This is a genomic window from Actinoplanes sp. ATCC 53533 (genome assembly GCF_003947245.1).
In genome coordinates, this window is record NZ_QHHV01000153.1 from 1 (window position 1) to 22140 (window position 22140).

Sequence of the window (22140 nt, forward strand, 5' to 3'; positions counted from 1 at the left end):
GGCCGCTTTCCGGCGATCAACCGTGCCAGCAGCACGGCCATCTTTGGCGAGAGGTGAATCGACCGCCGGGACCGCTCCGACTTCGGTTTACCGAACTTCCCACCTCGATGCAGCGTCTTCACGACGTACACCACCGGCTTGCTCGCCGACAGATCCACCGATTTGACCCGCAGACCGAGAAGCTCGCCCAGCCGCATACCGGTGCCGATGGCGAACTCGACGAGGTCCCGGATGGCAGGTGGGCAGTTAGCGACCAAGATGTCGGCTTCGGCCGAGGTCAAGAAGACCGCGTCGTACTTCTCGATCCGGGGCAGCCCGTTGCTGCGCTGGCCCGCGGGAACGTCGAGCGGGTTGTCCAGCCGGTACCGCGGGACCGCGGACCGCATCACCATGTTCAGGACGGTCCAGTGCTTGTGCACGCTGGCCGGCGCTAGGTCCTCGCACAGGTCGGCCTTCCATGGATCGATGTCGGCCTGCCGCGTGATCTCACCGGCGCGCAGGTCCTCGAACATGGGGATGACCCGCTTGCGCAGCATGCGGGCATACTCCGCCTTGGTGTTGTCGCCGACGTCGACCTTGTTAGTGATCCACTCCTCGATGAGGTCCTTCATGAAGGGCGTCTCGACCGTCTCGTCCTCCTCATCGTCGAGGCCGTAGATGGCTGTGTAGACCTCCCTGTCGGTGATCCTGTGCTTTCGGGCCTCCGCCAGCTGGGCGGCCGCCTCTGCGAACTCGATCGTGGGGAAGGTGCAGACATGGCGGACTCCCGCCCGCCCGGCCTGCCACCGAACCTGGAACGACCCGTTTCTCTCTTTGATCGATGCCATGCGGCAGAAGCTAGCGCGAAACCGTCTCAACTTGTGGCTACCGAGCGTGCATGTCACTGCCTCCCGGGGGCAACAACCTGCACGGAAACAGCACGTCTGACCTGCGTTCATTACTAAACGTGCAGGTCACGCTACTGCGCTAACGTCACTGGCAGTGTGGGGGTCAGGGGTTCGAGTCCCCTCAGCTCCACCCTTTGTTGAAAGCCGTTGACCTGGATTCATGCAGGTCAACGGCTTTTTTGCAGGGGGAAAGTCGGCCCTCAGGCAGCACTGAGGTAACCCGCGCCCGGTACGGCCCGGGCGGTCCCGACGAGCGACCGCCCGCACGTCCGTCTGTGGATGCCGCCGAAGTCCCGCCAGCGCCGGTCGCGGTCGCACAGGAGATGCCGACGTTTGCCGACCACGCCGACCCGTCGTCGGGCGTCGACCTGGAAGTCGGGCATCCGGGCCGGTTTCGGGTCTCGTTCCGGCGGATCGGATATGCGGCTTGAGCCGATCACCGACCACGGGCGGCGGCACGAGGTTCGCGCGTTTGCGCATAGGGGCGAATCGGGCGACGCTCTGCATAGTGTCATCAGTCGCCCCCGTGCCGATGTAGGAGACATTGACAACATCGGATGCCATCGATATCTTTTCGGCATGCTTCAAAACGGGGAGAAGTAGCCATTTCTTTGCGGCGCCCACTAGTGGAAGTGGGCGCCATTCTTTTTGCACCCGGACCGTTGTCCACGGATTGCCCAGGTAATTCGGCGGAGAAATTCTGCACGGGGTAGAATCCGGCCGTCTGGCAATGGACGCGATATCTCATGCCGCTCCCCGCTGTTTGCAGCGCTGTGCACCCATCCCCATCCGGAAGTCTGCAAGGAGGGCATGCGCATGAAGTCTGTCCATCGCCGCGGGACCGCCATCATGTTGGCAATTGCGGCCGGAATGTCATTGGTTGCGGCCTCCGCCTGTAGCGGCGGGGCACCGCAGCGCGACGCCCAGCCGGAGCGGGTCGCCGAGGGGCGTGAGGTCTGGTACTTCGACAGCCTGGAGAAGATGGCCGCCACCGCGGAGCTCGTGGTCGTCGCGGAGGTCGCCAAGGTGGAGCCGGGCCGCTGGATCGGCAGCAAGGACGGCGGCGACCGGGACCAAGCCCGAAACGTCACGCTGAAGGTGGAGAACGTCCTTCGTAGCACCGGCGGCGCCGTCACGTCGACCGTGCAGTTGGACGAGTGGGGCTGGGACGCAAAGGGCCACGGATACCAGTTCGCCGGGGTCACCTGGACGAATCAGGGTGACCGCGGAATCTACTTCCTCGTGCCGGTGGCGGACGCGCCCGGCCAGTGGCGGCTAGTGAATTCGCAGGGCCGCGTGCTAATCCGCACCGCATCCGCGAAAACGGGATCCGTCGCCGCCCTCGACTCCTCGGCCGAAACTCACGACGCGCTGAGCGTGAAGATCGAATCCCTCACCGTCGAGGGCCTCATCCGCCTCACGAAGGAAGCCGACCAGGCGGTTCAAGAAGGGCGCCTGCAACCGCTGGACAAGCCGAAGCTGATCGGTGGCTGAACCGGATCATGAGAAAGGGGAAAATCGTGGCTCTTCGCTACCCAGGGCTTCGTCGCGGGGCCGCCGTGTTCGCCGGCGTTCTCCTCGCGGTCTCGCTGCACGGGACCGCCTACGCCGATCACGATGACAGCGGCACGGATCCCGACAACCGCAACCAGGGCGTCCTGGAGGTCGGCCTGACGCCCAACGGGGCAACCGCCACACTGCACGGCAAGAACCAGCTCGAGCGGAGCGTCATCTCCACCACCTGGGGCAGTGGCGACATCGAGACGTACGACAACACGTACGGCGACACGGGCTGGCACGGCACCACCGACTGCACCAACTGGAACGTGCTGTGGACGTCGTGCGACATCATCCGGATCCGGTTCAACGAGTCGCAGTACAAGACGGTTTCGCAATGGCGCAGCCTGGGCTGCCACGAATTCGGCCACTCCGGCGACCTGGGGCACCGAAGCTCGGGCAACGACGGCGACAACAACTCGTGCATGCGCGTCGAGATCTGGCCGGAGAACTACGACCAGCACGACCTCGACGCGATCGAAGACGGGGTCTAGTCGGATGAGGCGTCGAACGGCGGTCGCCGCCATCGCCGTCACCGTGGCGGCGGCGGCCGGCGGGATGTCCCTCTTCCTGGCGGCCGACACATCGTCGGACTTCCCCGACGCGGCGGCACGGCAGCGATTCTGCAGTGCCGCGCAGCCGCTGGACATCGGTGCCGGGCAGGTGAGTCCGAATGACCGCAACCGGATCGTCGCTGAGCTGTCCCGCGACGCGCCGGCCGAGGTCCGTCCGTCATTCGACACGCTCGTCAACTGGTACAAGCATCCGCACCCGGAAGACGAGCGGGCGGCGCGCGGGGCGAGCCTCCGCCTGGGTCGCTTCATCGAGCAGACATGCGCATTGAACCTCGGTGGAATCCGATAACATCACGATGCCGTAATGACGAGGCGTGTCCGTGACCCGCCGATCTCGCTAGGCCACGGACACGCACACCGGCGGAGAAGAGGCCAACTGTGGACACCGGCCAGCACAGCGCGGCGACGGAGCAGCCCAGTCCGCCGGCCGCCCCGCGCTCGCCCGGCAGGCGCCGGCGGACCCGACTGCTCGTGGCCGGCGGAGTCGTCGCCGTGCTCCTGGTCGCGGGCCTCGTCGCCGCCAGGCTGGCCGCGACAGGCGACGGCCAGAGCAAGCCGACAGACACCGGGATCGCGTCGTGCGCCCGCCACATCGCCGAAGGCGTGGTATCGGAGGTCTCGCCGTCCGGTGCGGGCGCCGGCCGGCAGGTCACCATCCAGGTGGAGAAGTCGCTGAAAGGCGCCGAGGTGGGCAAGCCGCTCACCTACGACGTCGACGAACCCTCGGGTGCGCAGGTCAGCCCCGGCACGCGGGTCTTCGTCATCGTCTCGCGCTTCCCCGCCGAGCCCGTCCATCAATACGTCGACGCGGACGTTGCCTGGGCCCGCGACTGGATGACCCACACCGTGCCGCTGTCGCAAGACATGCCGTGCGACGGACCGGCCTGAATCGGTCCTTCACGGCGCGGCGACCGAACGGTCACGCCGTGGCGGTGTCCGGCAGGTAGAGCCGGGGGGTTGTGCCGGCCGGGATCCGGATGCCGTTGAGCAGCACCGACTCGGTCGTGACCCGCAACCACCCCGATCACCGGCGGCCGCCGCCGGCTCCGATGTCGATCACGGGTGGCGGTGCAGTCGGCGCAGGGCCAGGGCGAGCTGCAGCCGCAGCCGGCCCTGTGGTTCGCGGACGTTCCAGCCCAGCAGTTGCTCCGCGTGGGTGATCCTGTCCTGCAGCGTCGAGTGGTGCACCCGCAGCGCCGTCGCCGCCGCGCGCAGGCTGGTGCTCGCCGCCGTCGCGTGCAGGGTGCTCAGCATCCAGGGCGCCGCCGCCGACGCGTGTTCCAGCGCCTTCACGTCCGGCGCGGCCGACTGGTCGCCCACCTCGGCCAGCAGGGCCAGGCTGCCCAGTTCCGCGGCGTGCACCACCCGCGGGCCCGGGTCCTCGTCCGTGCCCTCCGCCGCGAAGCGCAGCGCCACCTGCGCCGCGGCCCAGGACGCGGGCAGGTCCAGGATCGCCGCCGCCGGCCCTATTCCGGCCCGGCCCGGCAGGACCGGCACCGGTCCGGACAGCACCCGGATCTCCGCGGGCAGGGCGATCGCGTACGCCGAATCCGCCAGACCCAGGCGGCGGCCCGCTTGCAGCCGTACGTCCGCAGGAGCCGACGCGTCCACGATCAGCTCGGCCGAAGCCGGGTCGGCCGTGGCCGCCCGGCCGCGGGTCCGGTCCAGGACCGCCCGGGCCGCGCTCGCCGCCCGTTCCAGGATCATCGCCTCGACCGGGCCCGGCGGTCCGGCCCGCTCCAGCCGGAGCGTCGCCGAGCCGGCCGCGGCGGACATCCAGTCCGGCCGCGGCGCATCGTCCTGCCAGGCGCTCACGCCGGCCGCGGTGACCCGGATCCGCACCCGGCGCTCGTCGTCCGTCAGGCGGGCCGGGCAGTCGGCGAGCACGGCCGCGCCGCGCACGATCGGCTGCAGGCCGGCGCGGGCCTCCACCAGGCTGTCGAAGTACGCGATGACCCGCAACGCCGCGCCCGCGTCGGCATCGAGCGCGGCCAGCCGGACGGCGAGGTCCTTCATGCTCCGAGGCTAAACGTCCAGTAGGCGGTGCAACCAGCGAACCCGGGCGGCCTTCGCCTCCTGGGAGATCGCCGCCTGCGGCACCATCCCGTCGAAGCCGTGAAAGCAGCCCGGCCAGACGTGCAGCTCGGCGCGCCCGCCGGCCTGCCAGATCCCGGTCGCGTACGCCACGTCCTCGTCGCGGAAGGTCTCCGCGGAGCCCACGTCGATGAAGGTCGGCGGCAGGCCCGACAGGTCCGTCTCCCGGGCCGGCGCGGCGTACGGGGACACGTCCGGCCCGCCGCGCGCCGCGCCGAGCAGGGCCGTCCAGCCGGTGTGGTTGGCGGCGGAGTCCCAGACGCCGAGGCCGGCCATCTGCCGGGCGGAGAACGTGTCGTTGCGGTCGTCCAGCATCGGGCAGATCAGCATCTGGCCGGCCAGCGCCGGTCCGCCCTTGTCCCGGGCCATCAGCGCCAGCGCCGCCGTGAGGCCACCGCCCGCGCTGGCGCCCGCCACGATCAGCCGGCCGGGCTCGTAGCCCAGCTCGGCCGCGTGCTCGGCGGTCCAGGCCAGCCCGGCGTAGCAGTCGTTGATCGGGCCCGGATGCGGGGTCTCCGGCGCCAGCCGGTATTCCACCGAGACCACCACCAGGCCGAACTCCTCGGCCCAGTCCTGCATGTCGGGTACGCCGGTGCGGTTGTCGCCGATGATCATGCCGCCGCCGTGGGTGTGGTAGAGGCAGCCCAGCGTGCCGGTGACGGTCGTCGGCGTCAGGATCAGCAGCGAGATGTCCGGGTCGCCGTCGAGGCCCGGCACATGCCGTCGCTCGACGGTGAACTTGCCGTCCCGGCTCAGGTCGTCATCGGTCAGGCTGCCGAGCACGTTGGCGCTGATCCCCGCCCGCATCGCGGGGATCAGGTCCGCGGTCAGCACGGCGGGCATCATCTCCAGGATGGCCGGCAGGGCCGCCCCGAGCTCCGGGTCGAACGGTGGTGGCGTCAACTCCACAGATAGCGTCATGAGCGGGCCTCCCTGATGTCGAGGAGATCACCATTGGGTGACCTCTGTCACAAGAATGGGATCTGCCGGGCTCCGCGACGAGCGCCAAGCGGCGGAAACTCCCCGCCATTTGGCGGGTACGCCGACAGCGAAACCGGCCCTCGATGGTCGGCGTAGCCCCTTCGTGGCGGCCAGAATCGCGCCATGGCCGACTTCGCGCTCCAGGCTCAGCCCACCGATGCCGCCGACTGGCTCGATCTCGCCCGCCGTGCGGAGGCGGCCGGCTTCGACACGCTGCTCGCCGCCGATCACCCCGGGTCCTGCGCGGCGCCGTTCGTGGCGCTGGCCGCCGCGGCCGCGGTCACCACCACCCTCAGGCTGGGGTCCTACGTCTCCAACGCCGCCGTTCGGGAGCCGATCCTGCTGGCGACCGACGTGGCGACCCTGGACGTGGTCTCCGGCGGCCGGGCCCTGCTCGGACTCGGCGCCGGGCACACCCCCGCGGAGTGGGACGCGATCGGCCAGGTCCGCCCCGGCGTGCGCGGCCGGGTCGACCGGTGCGTCGCCGTCGCCGAGGCGACCACCAGGCTGCTGGCGGGCGAGCGGGTCACCATGGCCACGCCCGAGCTGACGATGCTCAACGCGCTGCTGGAGCAGCCGCGGCCGGTGCAGGAGCGGGTCCCGCTGCTGATCGGCACGGCGAATTCCCGGCTGCTGCGCTGGGCGGGCGAGCACGCCGACATCGTGGGGCTGACCGGTTTCGGTCGCACCAAGGCCGACGGGCACCAGCACGAGGCCCGCTGGCGGCTGGCCGACATCGACGCGCAGGTCGCCCTGGCGCGGTCGGGCGGCGATGCCACGCTGGAGGCGCTCGTGCAGATCGTGGAGGTCACCGACGACGCGGAGGCTTCCCTCGCCGACCACGCTGAGCGACTGTCGATGAGCGTCGATGAGCTGCGGCAGGTGCCGTTCCTGCTGGTGGGCACGGCCGAGGAGATCGTCGCGGCGGTGCGGGGTCATCGCGCGCGGTGGGGGATCACCCGCTATGCCGTACGCCGGGCCGGCCTGGACGCGCTCGGCCCGCTGTTGCCGCGCCTGGCGGAGGTGTAGCCCTCAGTCCGCGACGAGGAACTGCTCGACCCTGGCCCGGTATTCGACGTAGATCTGCCGGTAGCGCTTCAGGGCCCCGGCCGAGTCGCCGGCCTCGAGGCGATCCAGGATCTCGTCGTGGCCGGTGATCCAGACCTCCCAGAGGTTGCTCTCCGCGCCCATCGCCAGGATCCGCAGCGTGCGGGCCACCGCCAGGTCGACCATGGACTGCAGCTCGCGGTTGCCGCTGGCCAGGATGACGATGGCGCTGAAGTCGGCGCCCGCCGCGCCGGCCGCCAGCACATCGCCGGAGCGCAGCCCCTCGATGAACTCCCGCTGCCGGCGGCGCATCAGGTCGATGTGGCAGGCGGTCAGGCTCCGCACGCCCCACTCGAAGCCCGCGCAGGCCAGCACGCCCATCACGTCGATCAGTTCGAGGGCGCTCTTCTGGGTGATCTTGGTGACGTGCCGGGTGCGGTTGGGCGCGATGTCGATGAGTCCCTCGACCGAGAGCTGGGCGATGGCCTCGCGCACCGGCGTGATGCTGACGCCCAGCCGGGCCGCCAGCTCGGCGTCCTTGATGAGGGTGCCGGGAGGCAATTCGCTGGTGACGATCTCGTTACGGAGCTGTTGGACGACCGCGGCAGTGCGGGTCGGTGGCACCGTGTAGGGCATACCGGCAGCCTACCCACAGTGATGATCGGCAGCGGAGCGTACCCAGCCGGGCCTTCTCCCGGCATGCTGAACGCGTGGCCGACGCCGTACCGATGATCGATCTCGACGAGCGCCCGCGCGCGGAGCCGGAATCGGCGTCGCTGCGGTTCGGCGCCGCCCCGCGCCCGGTCCGGCTCCTCGGTGCGCTGGTCGCCGTGTTGGTCACGCTCGCCGCGGCCGCACCGCCGGCGCGGACGATGCGGCCGATCCTGGCGGCCGGCGGCACGGCCGCCGCGGCCTTCACCCTCGGACCGGACGCGCTCTACACCGCCTCCTTCGGCGCGAATCCCGAGAGCGAGTCGGGCATCCGGCGGTACGCGCTGCCCGGCGGTGAGCAGCTCTGGGCGACATCCCTGCCGCAGAACGTGCAGAACCTGACCCTCGATGGCGGCGTGCTGCTGGCCCGCTCCGGCACCGCACCGCGGATGTCGTTCCTCGACGCGGCCGAGGGCAAGGTGCTGTGGCAGCTCGATGAGCCGAACGCGGCGGTGATCACCCTGAGCCGTGGGCGCGTGCTGCTGCGGATCGACACCGAGGACGGGCGTACGGAGCTGAGGCTCGCCTCCGCCCGCACCGGCGCGCCGATCTGGAGCCGGGTCCTCGCCGGCGTCGGGGAGATCCTCAACGACGACCTCCCGTCCGACCGCCCCGCCGCCACCCTTGACCGGACTGAAGCCCCGTTCTTCGGCGGCCCCGACCGGATCGTGGCCCTCGGGGTCGACGGCCACGTCACCACGCTGCGGTTCGCCGACGGCTCCGTGCTCGGCGCGGGCGAGCTCGGGGTGCGGCTGCCGAATGCGTCGGCGGGCGCCTTCCAGGCGAACTTCATCGGCGTCACCGTCTCCGGCGACCAGTTGTACGTGTCGCGGCGCGACCGGGGCCGGGCCTCGCTGACCGCGTACTGGTTGCCCGAACTGACCTTGCGGTGGCGCACCAGGGGCGGCCCGACCGGTTTTGTGCACGGCTGCGGGCCGGTTCTCTGCATCTCCGACAGCCGCTGGGTGAGCGGGCTCGACCCGGGCGACGGCTCGGTGCGCTGGTCCGATCCGGCCTGGAGCAACGCGTTCGAACGGGGCGACGGCACCCTGCTCGCCTACGACCAGCAGGAGAAGCCGGAATCGGCGATCCTCGACGCGCGCACCGGGGCGCTGCGGCGCAAGCTCGGGCGCACGCTCACCATCGGCGGGCTGGAACTGCGCGAGGACAGCAAGGTCGCGGGCCGGACCTGGGTCGCGGACGCCGCGGACGGCACGGCGCACACCGTCGGCTCGATGCAGACCGCCGCGCCGTACGGCTGCCTGGTCCAGCGGCCGTACCTGGCGTGCCCGACGTCGGCCGGCCCGACGACGGTCTGGCAGATCCCCTGACCCGCGTCCTCACTTCTCGTTGGTGTCGGTCAGCGCCAGCGGCTCGTTGAAGTTGGCCGGTGCGTTCCACTTCTGCAGCTCGGAAGCGGTGCAGGGCGCGACTTTCAGCTTGGCGGTGCCGTCGACGTGGACCTCGGGATTGGCCACGGTGAGGTCCGCCGGGGTGAGGCAGTTGCCGTAGGTATCCATGATGCGGTAGCTGGTGGCATACGTCCCGGTGTTGCCGAACACGGTCCACTTCAGTCGGTCGTCCGTCAGGACGCCGGTGAGTGGGCACAGAGACATCGTGACGAATCCCGTTGTCGAGGTGGGTGTGCGCAGGCAGGCGCCCGGGTTGCCGCTGCCCGCCGTGCGGATCCGTTCCGGGTCCGATCTGTCCGCGGGGGCGACAACGGTCGGAAGGGTCCACTTCTGGTTCCAGGGGACGTTGCCGTCCGGTGCCTGCTTGCAGAACCAGACGATCATGTATTCCCAGTCCCACTGGTGGTTGGTGACGTCCAGGCACCTGCTGAACTGCTTGAAGTTCACCAGTTGACCGGTCGCCGCCGAGGCCATGCCGGCGCCGGTGCCGGTCTGCGGCCGGAAGGTCCGTAGGTTGTGCACGTTGCCGCACGAGCCGAGCGTCAGCTGACTGCCGACCTGGCCCGCGTTCCTCAGGTTGATGCAGAAGTTGTCCAGATTGACCCCGTCCGAGGTGCCTCGAAAGTTCGAGTTGTTGTCGAGGCTCCACTGCTGGCGCGCGACGCGACCCAGGCACGGTTCGAGCGTCACACTGCTGGCCGCGCTGTGCGGAAGGGTGGCGTCGAGGCACAGGCCCGCCGGGGTCGCGGTCGTCTCCGACGCGATGAGCTTGATGGCCAGGTCCGTGGTGTACGCGAAGCGCTGGTCGCTGCTGCCGCCCGCGTCGCACAGCTGCATCGTCACCGGCGTCGTGCCGCCGTCCATGCACAACGGGTTGACGGTGGGCTCGGCCAGCTGGATCGCGCCTCCGGTGATGTTCTCGTTGTTGGTCTTGAAGGTGTAGGTGGCCTCGACGGTCCGGGTGTCCGGGGCACCGGCGGTGAGCGAGGCGCCGGGCGAGCCCGTGCCGGTCGCGGTCAGGATCGCGGTGACCGGCACGTCGAGCGGAGGACAGTCGAGCAACAGGGGTGTGGTGTCCGCGGGGTCGTCGGGCAGGCCGTAATAGGCGACCGTCACGCTGTATCGCAGGCCGTCGGCCTCCTGGCGTCCGGTCATCACGCACGGGGGAAGCAGCTCAAGCTCGCCGACCAGCGGGGTGCCCGAGGCGGTGGCGGCACGCAGCTGGCCGAGCGCGGTGTCGATGCCGGCCTGGGCCGCGTCGAGCGACTGGGTCCGCCCGGAGACCACGCGGGTGCTGGTGATCTGGCTGACCACCACCGGTACGAGCGCGGCGGTCAAGGACATCCCGACCAGGCTCACCAACATGGCCATCGGCAGCGAACCACGGTCGTTGGAGCGCGACGGTCCGCGCCTGAGCCGGATTCTCATGGGTGGGGTCTCCCTTCGCTGCAGGCGTTGGTGGCCACGCGATCCCGGATGGTGTTCAGCGCGGTGAAGGTGGTGTCGATCTGCGCGGTGCCGGCCGCCACCTCGGTGGTCAACCGGATCCGCAGTCGTTGGAAGGCGGCGACGAAGTCAGTGCCGACGGCGTTCGCGCTCGCGCTCGCGTAGGGCTCGTCGTCGATGGGCTGCAGGTCGAAGAAGGGTTCGACGTCCGTGGTGCGAATCTGGGAGGCGATGGTCTGGCCCGGCGTCCCGGCCGCCGGCGGGGAGCCCGGGGTCCACCGCAGCAGCTGCAGCACGCCCGAACCGTCGGAGGCGTTGCCACCGCCGGGATCGGTCTCGAGTCGCAGTTGGAAGCAGCCGGCGTCGGCCGGGCCCGCGAACTCCACGTACCAGGCTGTGCCGACCCTGCCGGGTTCGGCGACCCAGGAGGCGTAGCGCAGCTCCCGGTCGAACCGCTGGAACGCGACCCGGAGCTGGGACTGAGCGGTGGCCAGCGACTCCGTGGCCGTGCTGGTCCGGTAGATCTGCAGGATGGCACCGGTGAAGATGACCATCATGATGCTCATGATGGTCATGGTCACCATGACTTCGATCATCGAGAAGCCGGCGTCGTCCGGATCACCCGCCGCGTCGGATCGCTGCCGGGCCGTCACGTCACTGTCCAGGTGAACATCAGGTTGGCGGCCTTGCCGTTGTGGGCCGTCACGGTGAGCGTGACGACGTAGACGCCCTTCGTGGTGGGACGTCCGGTGATCGCGCCGTCTGTTTCCACGGTCAGCCCCGGCGGCAGGCCGGCGGCGGTCCAGACGTACCTGGGGTTGCCGCCTCCTCCGTCCGCGCCGGCGGTGGTCAGCGAGGGCGTGGCGTCGACGGCGGTGCTCTGGTTCGGCGAGTCCGGACTCGGTGCCGTCACCTGGACGTCAGCCGGAGTCTTGGCGGCCACGTTGACCACGACGGTCATCGTCGCCACAGCGCCGGTGCTGTCGGTGACGGTGAAGGTGGTGAGGTAGCGGGTCCCGTCGGCGTATTTCCCGGTGACCGCCCCGGTGCTCGGGTTGATGGCCAGGCCGGTCGGCAGGCCGGTCGCCTGCCAGCTGTATGGCGGCTGGCCATAGCGGGCTGTCGGAGTGAGGCCGGTGGCGTTGGCGTCCTGCGTCACGTTCATGGGGGCGATGGCGTCGATCTGGACGGGGTTGACCCGCCAGCCGAACGTCACCGACGCGGTGCGGGCCGGGGTGCCCGCGTCGCTGACGGTGACCGTGGTGGTCAGCGTCTGGAAGGTCGTCGGGGTACCGGAGATGACGCCCGTCGAGGCGTTGATGGTCAGCCCGGCCGGCAGACCGGTCGCGGACCAGACCAGCGGCAGCCTCCCGCCGGTCCTCGGCACCGACAGGGAGACGGCGGTGCCGATCCAACTGGTCTGATCGCCCGGGCTGGTCAGCACGAGGTCCTCGACGATCGTCCAGGCGAAGGTGGCGTCGTCGGTGCGCGAATCCCGGTCGGTCACGGTGACCTTGACCGAGTAGGTCCCGACAGTGCTGGGGGTGCCGGTGATCAGGCCGGTCGACGCCATGCTCAGGCCGGGCGGCAGGCCGGTCGCCGTCCAGGTCAGCGGCAGCCGGCCGCCGCTGGAGAGAATCTGCAGGGACGCGGCGGAGTCCACATATCCGAACTGTGCGGCGGGGTCCGTGACCGTGGGTGCCGGGCGCTTGGTGTCGAAGACCGGATCAGTGCCCTTGTTCACCAGGGTCGAGGCCACATAGACGCAGCCGTTGGCGGGACACTCCTGCTGCTGCCAGGTCACGGCCACGAGGACCCGGAAGAACGGCACCGGGCCACTCGTCGGCCCGCAGTCGCCGAGCGGGTGCCCGGACACGGCCTTGGCCTGCCAGCAGAGGCCGACATACCAGTGCTGAGCGAAATCCGATCCGTTCACAGCGATGCCGTGCGGCTCGGTCGGCAACGGAGCGTCGCGGCCGGAGGCGTTCGCCACGTTCGTGTCCCAAGCAGCTTGCATGTCGTCCAGATGGGCGACGAGAGTGTCCGGCGCGGTCAGTCTCGCCTGGTTCCACTGCGCTTCCACCGCCGTTCTGCCGCGGCCGGTCAGCAGGGACAACGGAGCCAGGGCCCGGACCCGTTCGAGCGCGTCGTTGGCGATCTGGATCGCCACCTGCGCGCCGCGCTGCTGGTTGCTCACCGCCAGGGACTTGACCAAGAACGGTGCGGCCGCGGCCATCACCGTGCCGATCAGGGCGATGGCGACCATGACCTCGACCAAGGAGGAGCCGCTGTCGCCGGAGGTGTGGCGACCGCTGCTCACTGCCGCCTCTGTCCGGGGCAGTGCCTGTTGCGCGGCGACAACGACTCGATCGGTCGGCATACCCTTCCGTTCCTTGAGGTGGGCGGAACTTCGCTCATGGCTCAGTTCGTGGTGATGATGGGCACTCCGGTGCCGACCGGCGGTGCCACAAAGGCCTTAGCGGTGATGCTGAGGCTCAGCGCGTCGGCCTCCTCGCCGGTTTCCAGGTTGGCCGCTTCGATCAGCACCGCACGTTTCTGGTCGCTGCCCTGCAGCTGGTTCAGGAACTGGCCCAGACGACTCGCCGAGCCCTCCGCCGTGAGCTGGATCTGCAGCGCCCAGACCCCGTTCGCGGCCGGTGCCCGCACCGGCGCGCCGACCGTGATCCCGCTGACGTTCACGCCGACATCGGTGCCCGAGGCCTGCAGTTGGCGCAGGAAGGCAGGCACACCGGAGTCGGAAGGCAACGCGTCCTGGAGGGCGTCCCGGGTGGCGGTGAGCTTGACGATGTTCTTGTCGTCGTCCTGGAGCTTGGCGATCTGTTTGCGCAAGTTGGTCGCCTGGATGGTGGTGCTGGCGGTCTGTTCGGCCAGCTCGTCCACCTCCACGGACTTCGGGTCGACCAGCAGGAACCAGGTCACCACGGCCAGCAGGACCACGACCACGGCTCCGGCGATCATCCAGAGCCGGTCCGCATAACGCGCTCCCATCAGTTGCCTCCCGCGGCTGGGCACTTCTTGGTGCTGAACCGGCCACAGAGCGACGCCTGGGTGATGTCGACGGTGAGGCTGAACGTCACCCCGTCGGGATCCGACGCGACGCTGGTGACGTACGGGTTGGCGATCAGGGTCTGCTGCTTGGCGAGCTTGTCGGCGTACGCGGCGACCGCGTCCTTGTCGGGCCCGGTGCCGGTGACCATGAGCGAGCCGATGGAGGCGGTCTTGGCCGTGCTGGGCAGCGCGTTGGTGGGGTCGGTTGTCGGGGTGCCCAGCGCGGCGAGTTTGCCGTTTATCCCGGCGATCTTGATGTCCGACGTGGTGCCGGTGCGGCGCAGCGTGTCCAGCAGAGCGGCCCAGTCCAGGTCGCTCGCCATCACCGTGGTGAGCTGCTTGTGGAGCTGCGTGGTGTCGCTTCGCACCTGCACCACCGGAGAGAACTTCCGCTGGGCCTCCTGCAGCTTCGCCACTTCGGCGGTGGCGGCGGTGAGGTCCTTGTCCGCGGCCTGCTTCTCTCGGTCGGCGTACACGGCCCACATTCCGCAGAGGATGGCGAAGACGGCCACAACGACGATCACCAAGCCGCGGGTCCGGCGGGCGCGCCGCGCGGCGATGATCTCTTCGGGAAGCAGCCGCGCCGAGATCGTCAGCAGCCGGGTGACCCGCTCCGGCGAGACGGCGGGGTCCAGGGGCATCAGGGTGGTGGCCATCAGGCTGCCGCTCCCAGGGTCAGACCGATCGACACGGCGGACGACGGCAGGAAACTGTCGAAGCCGCGCTGGCGTGCTCGGCGGGTGTCGCGCAGCCGGCCGGCGCTGTCGGCGTACATGACCTGGACGCCGAGTTGTTGCTGGATGTGCTCGGCGAGGCCGGGCATCAGGGCGCTCCCGCCGCAGAGCGAGACGCGGGTGACCTGCTTCTGCCGTTCGCCGGAAGCGAGATAGGTGAACGAGCTGCGCAGCTCGTTGATGAGCGGGCGGATCGCGTCGGCGGCCGCCGCGTCGCCGTCGGGCCGGCCGTCGCCGTGCAGACCGTAGCGGCACTTGAGGGCCTCGGCCTCGGGGCCGCTGATGTCGAGGCGGGTGGCGATGCTGACGGTTACCTCGGTGCCCCCGCGCGGGACCGTACGCACGATCAGCGGCTCGCCGTCGGCGTGCACCACGACGCTGGTGACCTCGGCGCCGATGTCGACGATCGCCTCGACCTGGGTGTCCAGCCGGGAGGCGGCGCGCAGCAGGGCGAACGAGGCCAGGTCCACGTTGACGACATGCAGGCCGGCCTTCTCGGCCGCCTGCACCAGCGCCATGACGGCGTCCTTGGGCATGGCGATGAGCAGGCCGCGTACGGTCGGGTTGTCGCCCGGCTCCTCGAGCGGGCGGAAGTCGAGCAGCGAGCGCTCCACGGCGAGCGGCAGCATGTCGCGCACCTGGAACGGCAGCGCCTTGCGCATCTCCTTGGCGGGCAGGTTCGAGACGGACGTCTCGCGAACCACCAGTTGCGGGTGGGTGACGCCGAGCACGACGTTCTTCGTGGTGAACTTGCAGGCGGCCCAGAGCTGCTTGAGCGCCGACGTGACGGCGAGCGGGTCCTCGACCATGCCGGCCTGGACCGTGCCGGCCGGCAGCGGTATCTGGCCGAAGTTCGTCAGGGTGTACTCGTCCTTGGCGCGGCGGACCTCCACGGCGCGGATGGACGACGAGCCGATGTCCAGCCCGATCGGAGTGATGCTAGCCATCGGTTTCCTTCCTCGATCAGGCGGCGGGGAACGCCCCGGTCGAGCAGCGAGAGGTCAGGCGGTGGGGGCGAGCAACGACGCGTACCAGTCGGCGACCGGTGCCGCGGCGAAGACGGCGAGGAACGTGCCGGCCAGCATGTAGGGGCCGAACGGGATGCGGCTCTTCCGATTGGCGAGCTTGAACAGCATCAGGAGCATGCCGACGACCCCGCCGAGCAGGAAGCCGGCGAAGGCGCCGACCGCGACCGAGCCCCAGCCGAGCCAGCCCAGATAGAAGCCGAGCAGCGGGGCGAGCTTGACGTCGCCGCCGCCCATGCCGCGCGGGACCAGCGCGAGCAGCCAGTAGAACGCGTAGAGGGCAGCGGCGGCGAGCAGGCCGCGGAGCACCGCTTCCCCGTTGTGCTCGAAGATCGCGGTGGGGACGAGCAGGACCAGCGCCACGGCGTAGGACGGCCGCACGATCTGGTCCGGCAGGCGGAGCACGTCCAGGTCGATCGCGGCGAGCGCGATCGAGACGGCCGCCAGATACAGGTACGCGGGCAGCTCCCACGACCAGCCGAACCTGGCCGCCACCGCGACGAAGAGTGCCGCGGTGCCCGCCTCGACGAGGGGATACCTGGCACTGATCGGCGCCTGACAGTCAGCGCATCTGCCGCGCAGCAGCAGCCAGCCGAGCACCGGGATGTTGTGCCGGTTGCGCACCTCGTTGCCGCAGTGCGGGCAGTGCGAGCCCGGCCGCACGAGGGACTCGCCGCGGGGCACGCGGTGGATCACGACGTTCAGGAACGAACCCACCGCGAGGCCGAGCAGGCCGACGAGGCCCAGCAGGATGAACTGTGGCATCTCCGGGTCCTTCTCGACGGGGGTGAGCGATGAGCGAGGGGAGCGGGTGGCGCCGCCGTGGGCGCCGCCACCCCGTTGGTGAGCGTCAGCAGGCGGTCAGTGACGGTGTGGTGACCGTCGACGCCTTGACCGAGCCACCGCCCGCGCTGTCGTACTTGTACCACTTGCCGCTTCCGCCGGTGTTGTTCCCGCAGAGGACGTAGGTCGTGGGCGGGCCGGCGACGTAGTTGTAGCCCAGCTGGGTCTTGTCCGACAGAGTGATCGTCCCGGCGGTGCCGTTGGTCTGTGCCGCCAGCGTGATCGAGGTCGCGCCGGTGGTGCTCGCGATCGTGGCGGGGTAGGTGTTGCCGTTGTTGGTGTAGTACTGCTCGATCGCGCTGACCGCGCCGCGCACGTCGGACTGGGCTGACTTGTCGGCCGCGCCCTGGCGGTAGTTGAGGTAGACCGGGACGGCGATGGCGACCAGCACGCCGATGATGACCACGACCACCAGGAGCTCGATGAGGGTGAAGCCCTCGTCCTGCTTCTTGGCGCGCAGCCGGCTGATGATGTCCTGCATGGGGAATGCCTCCAGTGGCGTCAGGGGTGGGGCAGATTTGGCACGGGCTCGGGTGCCCGACGTCGACCGGAGACCGGTCGCTTTCTCCAGGGCGTCAGTTGCCCTGGATGTTCTGGTAGATGGTGAACATCGGTAGGTACAGACAGATCACCATTCCGCCGACCACGGTTCCCATGACGAGGACCATGATCGGTTCGATCGAGGCGGTCAGGGACTCGGCGGCGCTGTCGACTTCCCTGTCATAGAAATCGGCAACCTTGTCGAGCATCTGACTGATTTGACCGCTTTCTTCGCCCACTTCGATCATCTGCGTGACCATCTCGGGGAAGACCTTGTGGTGGCGCAGCGCGGACGACATGGGCTGGCCGTCGCGGACGGCCGACTGCACGTCGCGCATGGCGGAGTTGATGACCTCGTTGCCCGTGGTCTCGCCGACCACGTGCAGCGCCTGCATGACGGGCACACCGACGTTGAGCAGCAGGCCGAGGTTGCGGGAGAACCGGCTCATCGCCAGCTTGCGGAACAAGGTGCCGAAGACCGGCAGCTTCAGCTTCAGCTTGTCGACTGTCAGCCGGAAGTCCTGGCTCTGTCGCAACTGTCGCTTGTAGGCCACCGTGCCGCCGATGCCGAGGGTGAGTACCAGCGGCCCGATCCACCACATGTTGTGGCTGGTGTCGACCAGGAACTGGGTGATCCCCGGCAGCTCGCCGCCCAGATTCTTGAACATCGCCTCGAAGATCGGGACGATGAAGATCAGTACGGCCGCGATCATCACGAAGGTGAACGCCAGCACGATCGCCGGGTAGGTCAGCGCACCCTTGATCTTGCCGCGGAGCGCGGTGTCCTTCTCCAGGCTGGCCGCGATCTGCTCCAGGGCCTGGTCGATCATGCCGCCCGCCTCGCCGGCCCGGACCATGGCGACCATCAGGCGCGGGAACACCTTGTCGTGCTTGGCCATGGCCGAGGAGAGCGAAACGCCCCCCGCGACGTCCGCCCGCATTTCGCTGGTCGCCTTCTTGAGCGACGTCGCGGAGGTCTGCTCCTCGAGGATCGACAGCGAGCGCAGCAGCGACATGCCCGACGCGGTCATGGTGGAGAACTGCCGGGCGAAGACCGCCAGGTCCTTCAGCTTGGTCCGGTTACCCAGGCCAGGGATCTTGATGTCCATGTTGAGGCCCTGGCCGGCCTGGCTCAGCTCCAGCGGGGTCTCGCCGCGCTGGCGCAGCGCGTTGGTGGCCGCGGTCTCGTTCGCCGCCTCGACCGTGCCCTTGGTCTTGCGGCCCTGGGCGTCGATGCTGTTGTAGTGGAAGGTCTTGGTGGCCGGCATGTCACATCCGTCCGATCAGGCGCTTGAGCTCTTCCTGGGAATGGCAGATCTCGAGGGCGGCCTGCATGGAGACCACGCCCTCGCGGATGCGCTCGGCCAGATGCTGGTCGAACGCCAGCATGCCGTCGTTGCCGCCGGCCTGCATGAAGGACGGGATCTGGTGCGACTTGCCCTCCCGGATCAGGCTCCGGATGGCCGGCGTCGCGGTGAGGATCTCGCAGATCACCGCCCGGCCCTTGCCGTCGGCACGCGGCGCCAGCGCCTGCGTGACGACGCCCTGCAGACTCGCCGCGAGCTGCGCGCGGATCTGCAACTGCTGGTGCGGCGGGAAGATGTCGATGACGCGGTCGATCGTCTGGGTCGCGCTCTGCGTGTGCAGGGTCGCCAGTACGAGGTGACCGGTCTCCGCGGCGGTCAGCGCCGTCGCGGTCGTCTCGAGGTCACGCAACTCGCCGACCAGGATGATGTCGGGGTCCTGGCGCAGCGCGTGCTTGAGCGCCTGCGGGAAGGTCTCCGTGTCGGAACCGACCTCGCGCTGGTTGACCAGGCTGCGCTTGTGCGGGTGCAGGAACTCGATCGGGTCCTCGATGGTGATGATGTGCGCGGAGCGGCTGCGGTTGGCCAGGTCCAGCACCGAGGCGAGGGTGGTGGTCTTGCCGGAGCCGGTCGGACCGGTCACCAGCACCAGGCCACGCGGCAGGTGCGCGAACCGGGAGACCGAGTCCGGCATGCCCAGCTCGTCCAGCGGCTTGATCTTGTGCGGGATGGCCCGGAAGACCGCGCCGCAGGAGTTGCGCTGGATGTAGAGGTTGCCGCGGAATCGGGAGACCCCGGTGATGCTGTGCGCGAAGTCCATCTCCTGGTTGCGCTCGAAGGTCTGCCACTGCTGGGCCGAGACGGCGGCGCGGGCCAGCAGCGCGGTGTCGGCGGAGTTGAGCTTGCCGTAGCCGGGCAGCGCGCGCAGGCTGCCGTCGACGCGGATCATCGGCGGGGAGCCGACGGTCAGGTGCAGGTCGGAGCCGCGCGCCTCGACGAGCGTGATCAGCATCTGGTCCAGCACGGCCAGGTCGCCCGGGCCGGGCGCGGCCGGGTCAACCGGTGCCGCCGATGGCGGTACCTCGTGGTCGAGCGTGTACATGAGCTGCACCGACAATCCCGTCGTGAAGTTCCTGACGCCCTCTCATTCGGCAACGTGCCGCGCTGGTTTAGGGCCTTTTCGGCGAGAAATCCGTGATCCTGCGGAATGCGAGGTACTCTGCCGGTCGAGTGCGCTCAAACCGCGACCCGCGAGACCTCGCGGATCGAGGTGAGACCGCCGGCCGCCTTCGCCAGGCCGTCCGAGCGAAGTTCGTACATGCCCTGGTGGAGGGCCACTTCGCGGATCTCGTTGGAGGACGCCCGGCGGATCGTCAGGGTCTCGATCTCGGCCGAGATCGGCATGACCTCGTGCAGCGCGACCCGGCCGCGGTAGCCGGTGTTGGCACAGTTGCGGCAGCCCACCGGCCGGTACAACGCGTCCGGGATCTTGAGGTCCTGCATCGGCCAGCGGGCGCCCGCGAGCTCCTCGTCGGTCGGCAGGTACGCCTCCTTGCACCAGTCGCAGAGCCGGCGGGCCAGCCGCTGGGCCAGCACGCAGTCGAGCGAGGAGCCGACCAGGAACGGCTCGATGCCCATCTCCGTGAGCCGGGTGACCGCGCCGGGCGCGTCGTTGGTGTGCAGCGTGGAGAGCACCAGGTGGCCGGTGAGCGAGGCCTCGACGGCGATCTGGGCGGTGTTGCCGTCCCGGATCTCGCCGATCAGCACGACGTCCGGGTCGGAACGCAGGATCGCCGGCAACACGGCCGCGAACGTCAGGCCGGCCTTGGCGTTGACCTGGACCTGGTTGACGCCGCGCAGCCGGTACTCGACCGGGTCCTCGACGGTGATGACATTGATCTCCGGCTTGCTGATCCGGCCCAGGGTCGCGTACAGGGTGGTGGATTTGCCGGAGCCGGTGGGACCGGTGACCAGGACCATCCCGTGCGGCTTGGTGAACGACTCGGAGAAGCGGTCGAGGTTGTGCTGGGTGAAGCCCAGCTTCGCCAGATCCAGGTCGATGCCGCCGGTGTCGAGCACGCGCAGCACGATCTTCTCGCCCCAGACGGTCGGCAGGGTCGCCGTCCGCAGGTCGACCTGCCGGTCCCGGATCATGACGGTGATCCGGCCGTTCTGCGGGATGCGCCGCTCGGTGATGTCGACGCCTGACATGATCTTCAAGCGCGAGGTCAGCGCCGCCATCACGCCGCGCGGCACGGTGTCGAGCTCATGCAGCACGCCGTCGATCCGGTAGCGCACCCGCATCTCGTCCTCGGTCGGCTCCAGGTGCAGGTCGGAGGCGCGGTTCTGGACCGCCTGCTCGATCAGGTTGTTGACGTACCGCACGATCGGCGCGTCGTCCGCGCTGGTCGCCTGCGCCGCCATCGGCATGTTGTCGACCGAGGCGGCGGCCAGGTCGCCGAGGTCGCTGTCCTCGCGCTGCAGCCGCTCGATGATCCGGCGTACCTCGCTGCGGGCGACCACGACCGGGCGGATGGTCATGCCGGTGGAGGCACGGATGTCGTCGAGGGCTACCACGTCGCCGGGATCGGTCACGCCGACGACCAACTCGCCGTCGCTCATCGACAGGCCCAGCACCCGGTGCCGCAGCACCACGGGGAGCGGGATTCGCCGGAGCGCGGCCGGGTCCGGTGAGTAGCCGACCAGGTCGAGAGTGTTGATGCCGAAGGCGGCCGCGGCGGCCGAGGTCAGCTGCTCCTCGGTGACGACCTGGTCGTTGATCAGGACCGCCCGTACCGACCGTCCGCTGCGCTGGGCCTCGTCGGCGGCGGCGTCCACCGCGACCGGGTCGATGCCGAGCTGCTTGAGCGCGTCAAGCAGCGGGCGGAAGGTCTGGTCCACGCCCGTCCCATCGGACACTTTTGATGATTCCTGAGGCCCTGGTTACGTCTGACGAAAGGTTCGCCGGTAGGCCGACGGCGGCACCCCGATCGTCGCCCGCAGGTGCTGGCGCAGGGCCGTCGCGCTGCCCAGCCCGGCGCGCCGGGCGACCAGGTCGACATTCATGTCGGTCGACTCCAGCAGCAGCCGGGCGTGCGCCACCCGCTGCCTGAGCAGCCACTGCCGCGGGCTCAGCCCGGTCTCGTCGCGGAACCGGCGGGTGAACGTGCGCACGCTCATCCGGGCGTGCCCGGCCAGTTCCTCCAGGCTCACCTGCTCGGCCAGCCGGCTCAGCGCCCAGGCCCGGGTCGGCTCCGTGCCGGCGCCCACCGCCACCGGGACCGGCCGCTCGATGTACTGGGCCTGGCCGCCGTCCCGCCACGGCGCCACCACGCAGCGCCGGGCCGCCTGGTTGGCCACCAGGCTGCCGTGGTCCTGCCGGATCACGTGCAGGCACAGGTCGACACCGGCCGCCACCCCCGCCGAGGTCAGCACGTCGCCGTCGTCCACGAACAACACGTCGAAATCCCAGTCGACCCGCGGATACAGCCGGCTCAGCCGCTTGGCCCAGGCCCAGTGGCTGGCGGCGGTGCGCCCGTCGAGCAGGCCGGCCGCGGCGAGCACGGAGGCGCCGGTGCAGATCGAGATGATCCGCGCGCCGCGCGCGTGGGCGGCGCGCAGCGCCTCGGCGACGGCGGGCGCCACGCTGCCGTCGGTCATCGTGGTGCCTCCGGTCACGCCGGGCACCAGCACGGTGTCGGCGGTGGCCAGCGGGCCGAGGTCGTGGTCCGGCACGACCTGGAAGCCGCCGCGCTCGGGGCGCACCGGGCCGGGGCCGTCGCCGCAGGTGGTCACCGAGTAGAGGCGGTTGCCGGCCGCGTCCCAGGCCGTGCCGAACACCTGCGGGGGCACGCCGAGGTCGAAACCGACCACGCCGTCGAGGGCGAGCATCGCCACGGAATGCGTCATGGCTCG

Annotated in this window: 21 protein-coding genes and 1 pseudogene; 6 read left to right on the forward strand and 16 right to left on the reverse strand. The window is 69.9% G+C overall.

The window, feature by feature from the left end; genetic code table 11:
* Positions 1-884 (reverse strand): annotated as a pseudogene (locus DMB66_RS40785) (tyrosine-type recombinase/integrase); the annotation flags it as partial.
* An 819-nt stretch (positions 885-1703) separates the two neighbouring features.
* Here DMB66_RS40785 and DMB66_RS40790 point away from each other — a divergent pair.
* The 4 genes from DMB66_RS40790 to DMB66_RS40805 all read left to right on the forward strand — a co-directional run bounded on the left by DMB66_RS40790 (position 1704) and on the right by DMB66_RS40805 (position 3907).
* Positions 1704-2381 carry a hypothetical protein gene (locus DMB66_RS40790; protein WP_125809484.1) on the forward strand — a complete coding sequence of 226 codons (678 nt, stop codon included), beginning with the start codon at positions 1704-1706 and terminating at the stop codon, positions 2379-2381.
* Positions 2382-2407: 26 nt separating this feature from the next.
* A complete protein-coding gene (locus DMB66_RS40795; RefSeq protein ID WP_125809485.1) occupies positions 2408-2938 on the forward strand; it encodes a hypothetical protein in 531 nt (176 codons plus the stop codon).
* A 43-nt stretch (positions 2939-2981) separates the two neighbouring features.
* On the forward strand, positions 2982-3308 hold the full coding sequence (locus DMB66_RS40800; protein ID WP_125809486.1) for a hypothetical protein: 327 nt from the start codon (positions 2982-2984) through the stop codon (positions 3306-3308).
* A gap of 203 nt (positions 3309-3511) precedes the next feature.
* Positions 3512-3907 carry a hypothetical protein gene (locus tag DMB66_RS40805; protein WP_125809487.1) on the forward strand — a complete coding sequence of 132 codons (396 nt, stop codon included), beginning with the start codon at positions 3512-3514 and terminating at the stop codon, positions 3905-3907.
* 168 nt (positions 3908-4075) lie between these two features.
* Here DMB66_RS40805 and DMB66_RS40810 read toward each other — a convergent pair whose 3' ends face one another.
* Both DMB66_RS40810 and DMB66_RS40815 read right to left on the reverse strand, forming a co-directional pair.
* Positions 4076-5035, reverse strand: a complete 960-nt coding sequence (locus DMB66_RS40810) for a helix-turn-helix domain-containing protein (RefSeq protein WP_125809488.1) — start codon at positions 5033-5035, stop codon at positions 4076-4078.
* A gap of 9 nt (positions 5036-5044) precedes the next feature.
* A complete protein-coding gene (locus DMB66_RS40815; RefSeq protein WP_125809489.1) occupies positions 5045-6034 on the reverse strand; it encodes an alpha/beta hydrolase in 990 nt (329 codons plus the stop codon).
* A gap of 183 nt (positions 6035-6217) precedes the next feature.
* On the opposite strand from DMB66_RS40815, the gene DMB66_RS40820 reads away from it, so the two are divergent.
* On the forward strand, positions 6218-7123 hold the full coding sequence (locus tag DMB66_RS40820; RefSeq protein ID WP_125809490.1) for an LLM class flavin-dependent oxidoreductase: 906 nt from the start codon (positions 6218-6220) through the stop codon (positions 7121-7123).
* A 3-nt stretch (positions 7124-7126) separates the two neighbouring features.
* On the opposite strand, the gene DMB66_RS40825 is transcribed toward DMB66_RS40820, so the two are convergent.
* Positions 7127-7777, reverse strand: coding sequence for a GntR family transcriptional regulator (locus DMB66_RS40825; RefSeq protein ID WP_125809491.1), 651 nt, complete (start codon positions 7775-7777; stop codon positions 7127-7129).
* Between the two features lie 74 nt (positions 7778-7851).
* Here DMB66_RS40825 and DMB66_RS40830 point away from each other — a divergent pair, with 74 nt between their 5' ends.
* Positions 7852-9183: a PQQ-binding-like beta-propeller repeat protein gene (locus DMB66_RS40830; RefSeq protein ID WP_125809492.1), complete on the forward strand. Its 1332-nt coding sequence runs from the start codon at positions 7852-7854 to the stop codon at positions 9181-9183.
* A gap of 9 nt (positions 9184-9192) precedes the next feature.
* Here the strand turns inward: DMB66_RS40830 and DMB66_RS40835 are convergent, their stop codons facing one another.
* The 12 genes from DMB66_RS40835 to DMB66_RS40890 form a co-directional block, all read right to left on the reverse strand.
* Positions 9193-10692, reverse strand: a complete 1500-nt coding sequence (locus DMB66_RS40835) for an RICIN domain-containing protein (RefSeq protein WP_125809493.1) — start codon at positions 10690-10692, stop codon at positions 9193-9195.
* Positions 10689-11363, reverse strand: coding sequence for a PilW family protein (locus DMB66_RS40840; RefSeq protein WP_125809494.1), 675 nt, complete (start codon positions 11361-11363; stop codon positions 10689-10691). The genes DMB66_RS40835 and DMB66_RS40840 overlap by 4 nt, the downstream gene beginning before the upstream one ends.
* On the reverse strand, positions 11360-13090 hold the full coding sequence (locus DMB66_RS64500) for a putative Ig domain-containing protein (RefSeq protein ID WP_125809495.1): 1731 nt from the start codon (positions 13088-13090) through the stop codon (positions 11360-11362). The genes DMB66_RS40840 and DMB66_RS64500 overlap by 4 nt, the downstream gene beginning before the upstream one ends.
* Positions 13091-13131: 41 nt before the next feature.
* A complete protein-coding gene (gene pilO / locus DMB66_RS40850) occupies positions 13132-13719 on the reverse strand; it encodes a type 4a pilus biogenesis protein PilO (protein ID WP_125809496.1) in 588 nt (195 codons plus the stop codon).
* Positions 13719-14435: a hypothetical protein gene (locus DMB66_RS40855; protein WP_125809497.1), complete on the reverse strand. Its 717-nt coding sequence runs from the start codon at positions 14433-14435 to the stop codon at positions 13719-13721. Before DMB66_RS40855 ends, pilO begins: the two co-directional genes overlap by 1 nt.
* Positions 14435-15460: a type IV pilus assembly protein PilM gene (pilM, locus tag DMB66_RS40860; protein ID WP_125809498.1), complete on the reverse strand. Its 1026-nt coding sequence runs from the start codon at positions 15458-15460 to the stop codon at positions 14435-14437. Before pilM ends, DMB66_RS40855 begins: the two co-directional genes overlap by 1 nt.
* A gap of 54 nt (positions 15461-15514) precedes the next feature.
* The gene (locus DMB66_RS40865; protein ID WP_125809499.1) at positions 15515-16303 is read right to left on the reverse strand and encodes an A24 family peptidase; all 789 of its coding nucleotides are present in this window, start codon (positions 16301-16303) and stop codon (positions 15515-15517) included.
* An 85-nt stretch (positions 16304-16388) separates the two neighbouring features.
* Positions 16389-16862 carry a prepilin-type N-terminal cleavage/methylation domain-containing protein gene (locus tag DMB66_RS40870; RefSeq protein WP_125809500.1) on the reverse strand — a complete coding sequence of 158 codons (474 nt, stop codon included), beginning with the start codon at positions 16860-16862 and terminating at the stop codon, positions 16389-16391.
* A 94-nt stretch (positions 16863-16956) separates the two neighbouring features.
* Positions 16957-18189: a type II secretion system F family protein gene (locus DMB66_RS40875; RefSeq protein ID WP_125809501.1), complete on the reverse strand. Its 1233-nt coding sequence runs from the start codon at positions 18187-18189 to the stop codon at positions 16957-16959.
* 1 nt (position 18190) lies between these two features.
* Entirely contained in the window at positions 18191-19327 is a 1137-nt protein-coding gene (locus tag DMB66_RS40880; RefSeq protein ID WP_125809523.1) for a type IV pilus twitching motility protein PilT, read from the reverse strand.
* A 134-nt stretch (positions 19328-19461) separates the two neighbouring features.
* Entirely contained in the window at positions 19462-21144 is a 1683-nt protein-coding gene (locus DMB66_RS40885) for a GspE/PulE family protein (RefSeq protein WP_233625203.1), read from the reverse strand.
* Between the two features lie 24 nt (positions 21145-21168).
* On the reverse strand, positions 21169-22134 hold the full coding sequence (locus tag DMB66_RS40890; protein WP_233625204.1) for a GlxA family transcriptional regulator: 966 nt from the start codon (positions 22132-22134) through the stop codon (positions 21169-21171).
* Positions 22135-22140: the final 6 nt, after the last annotated feature.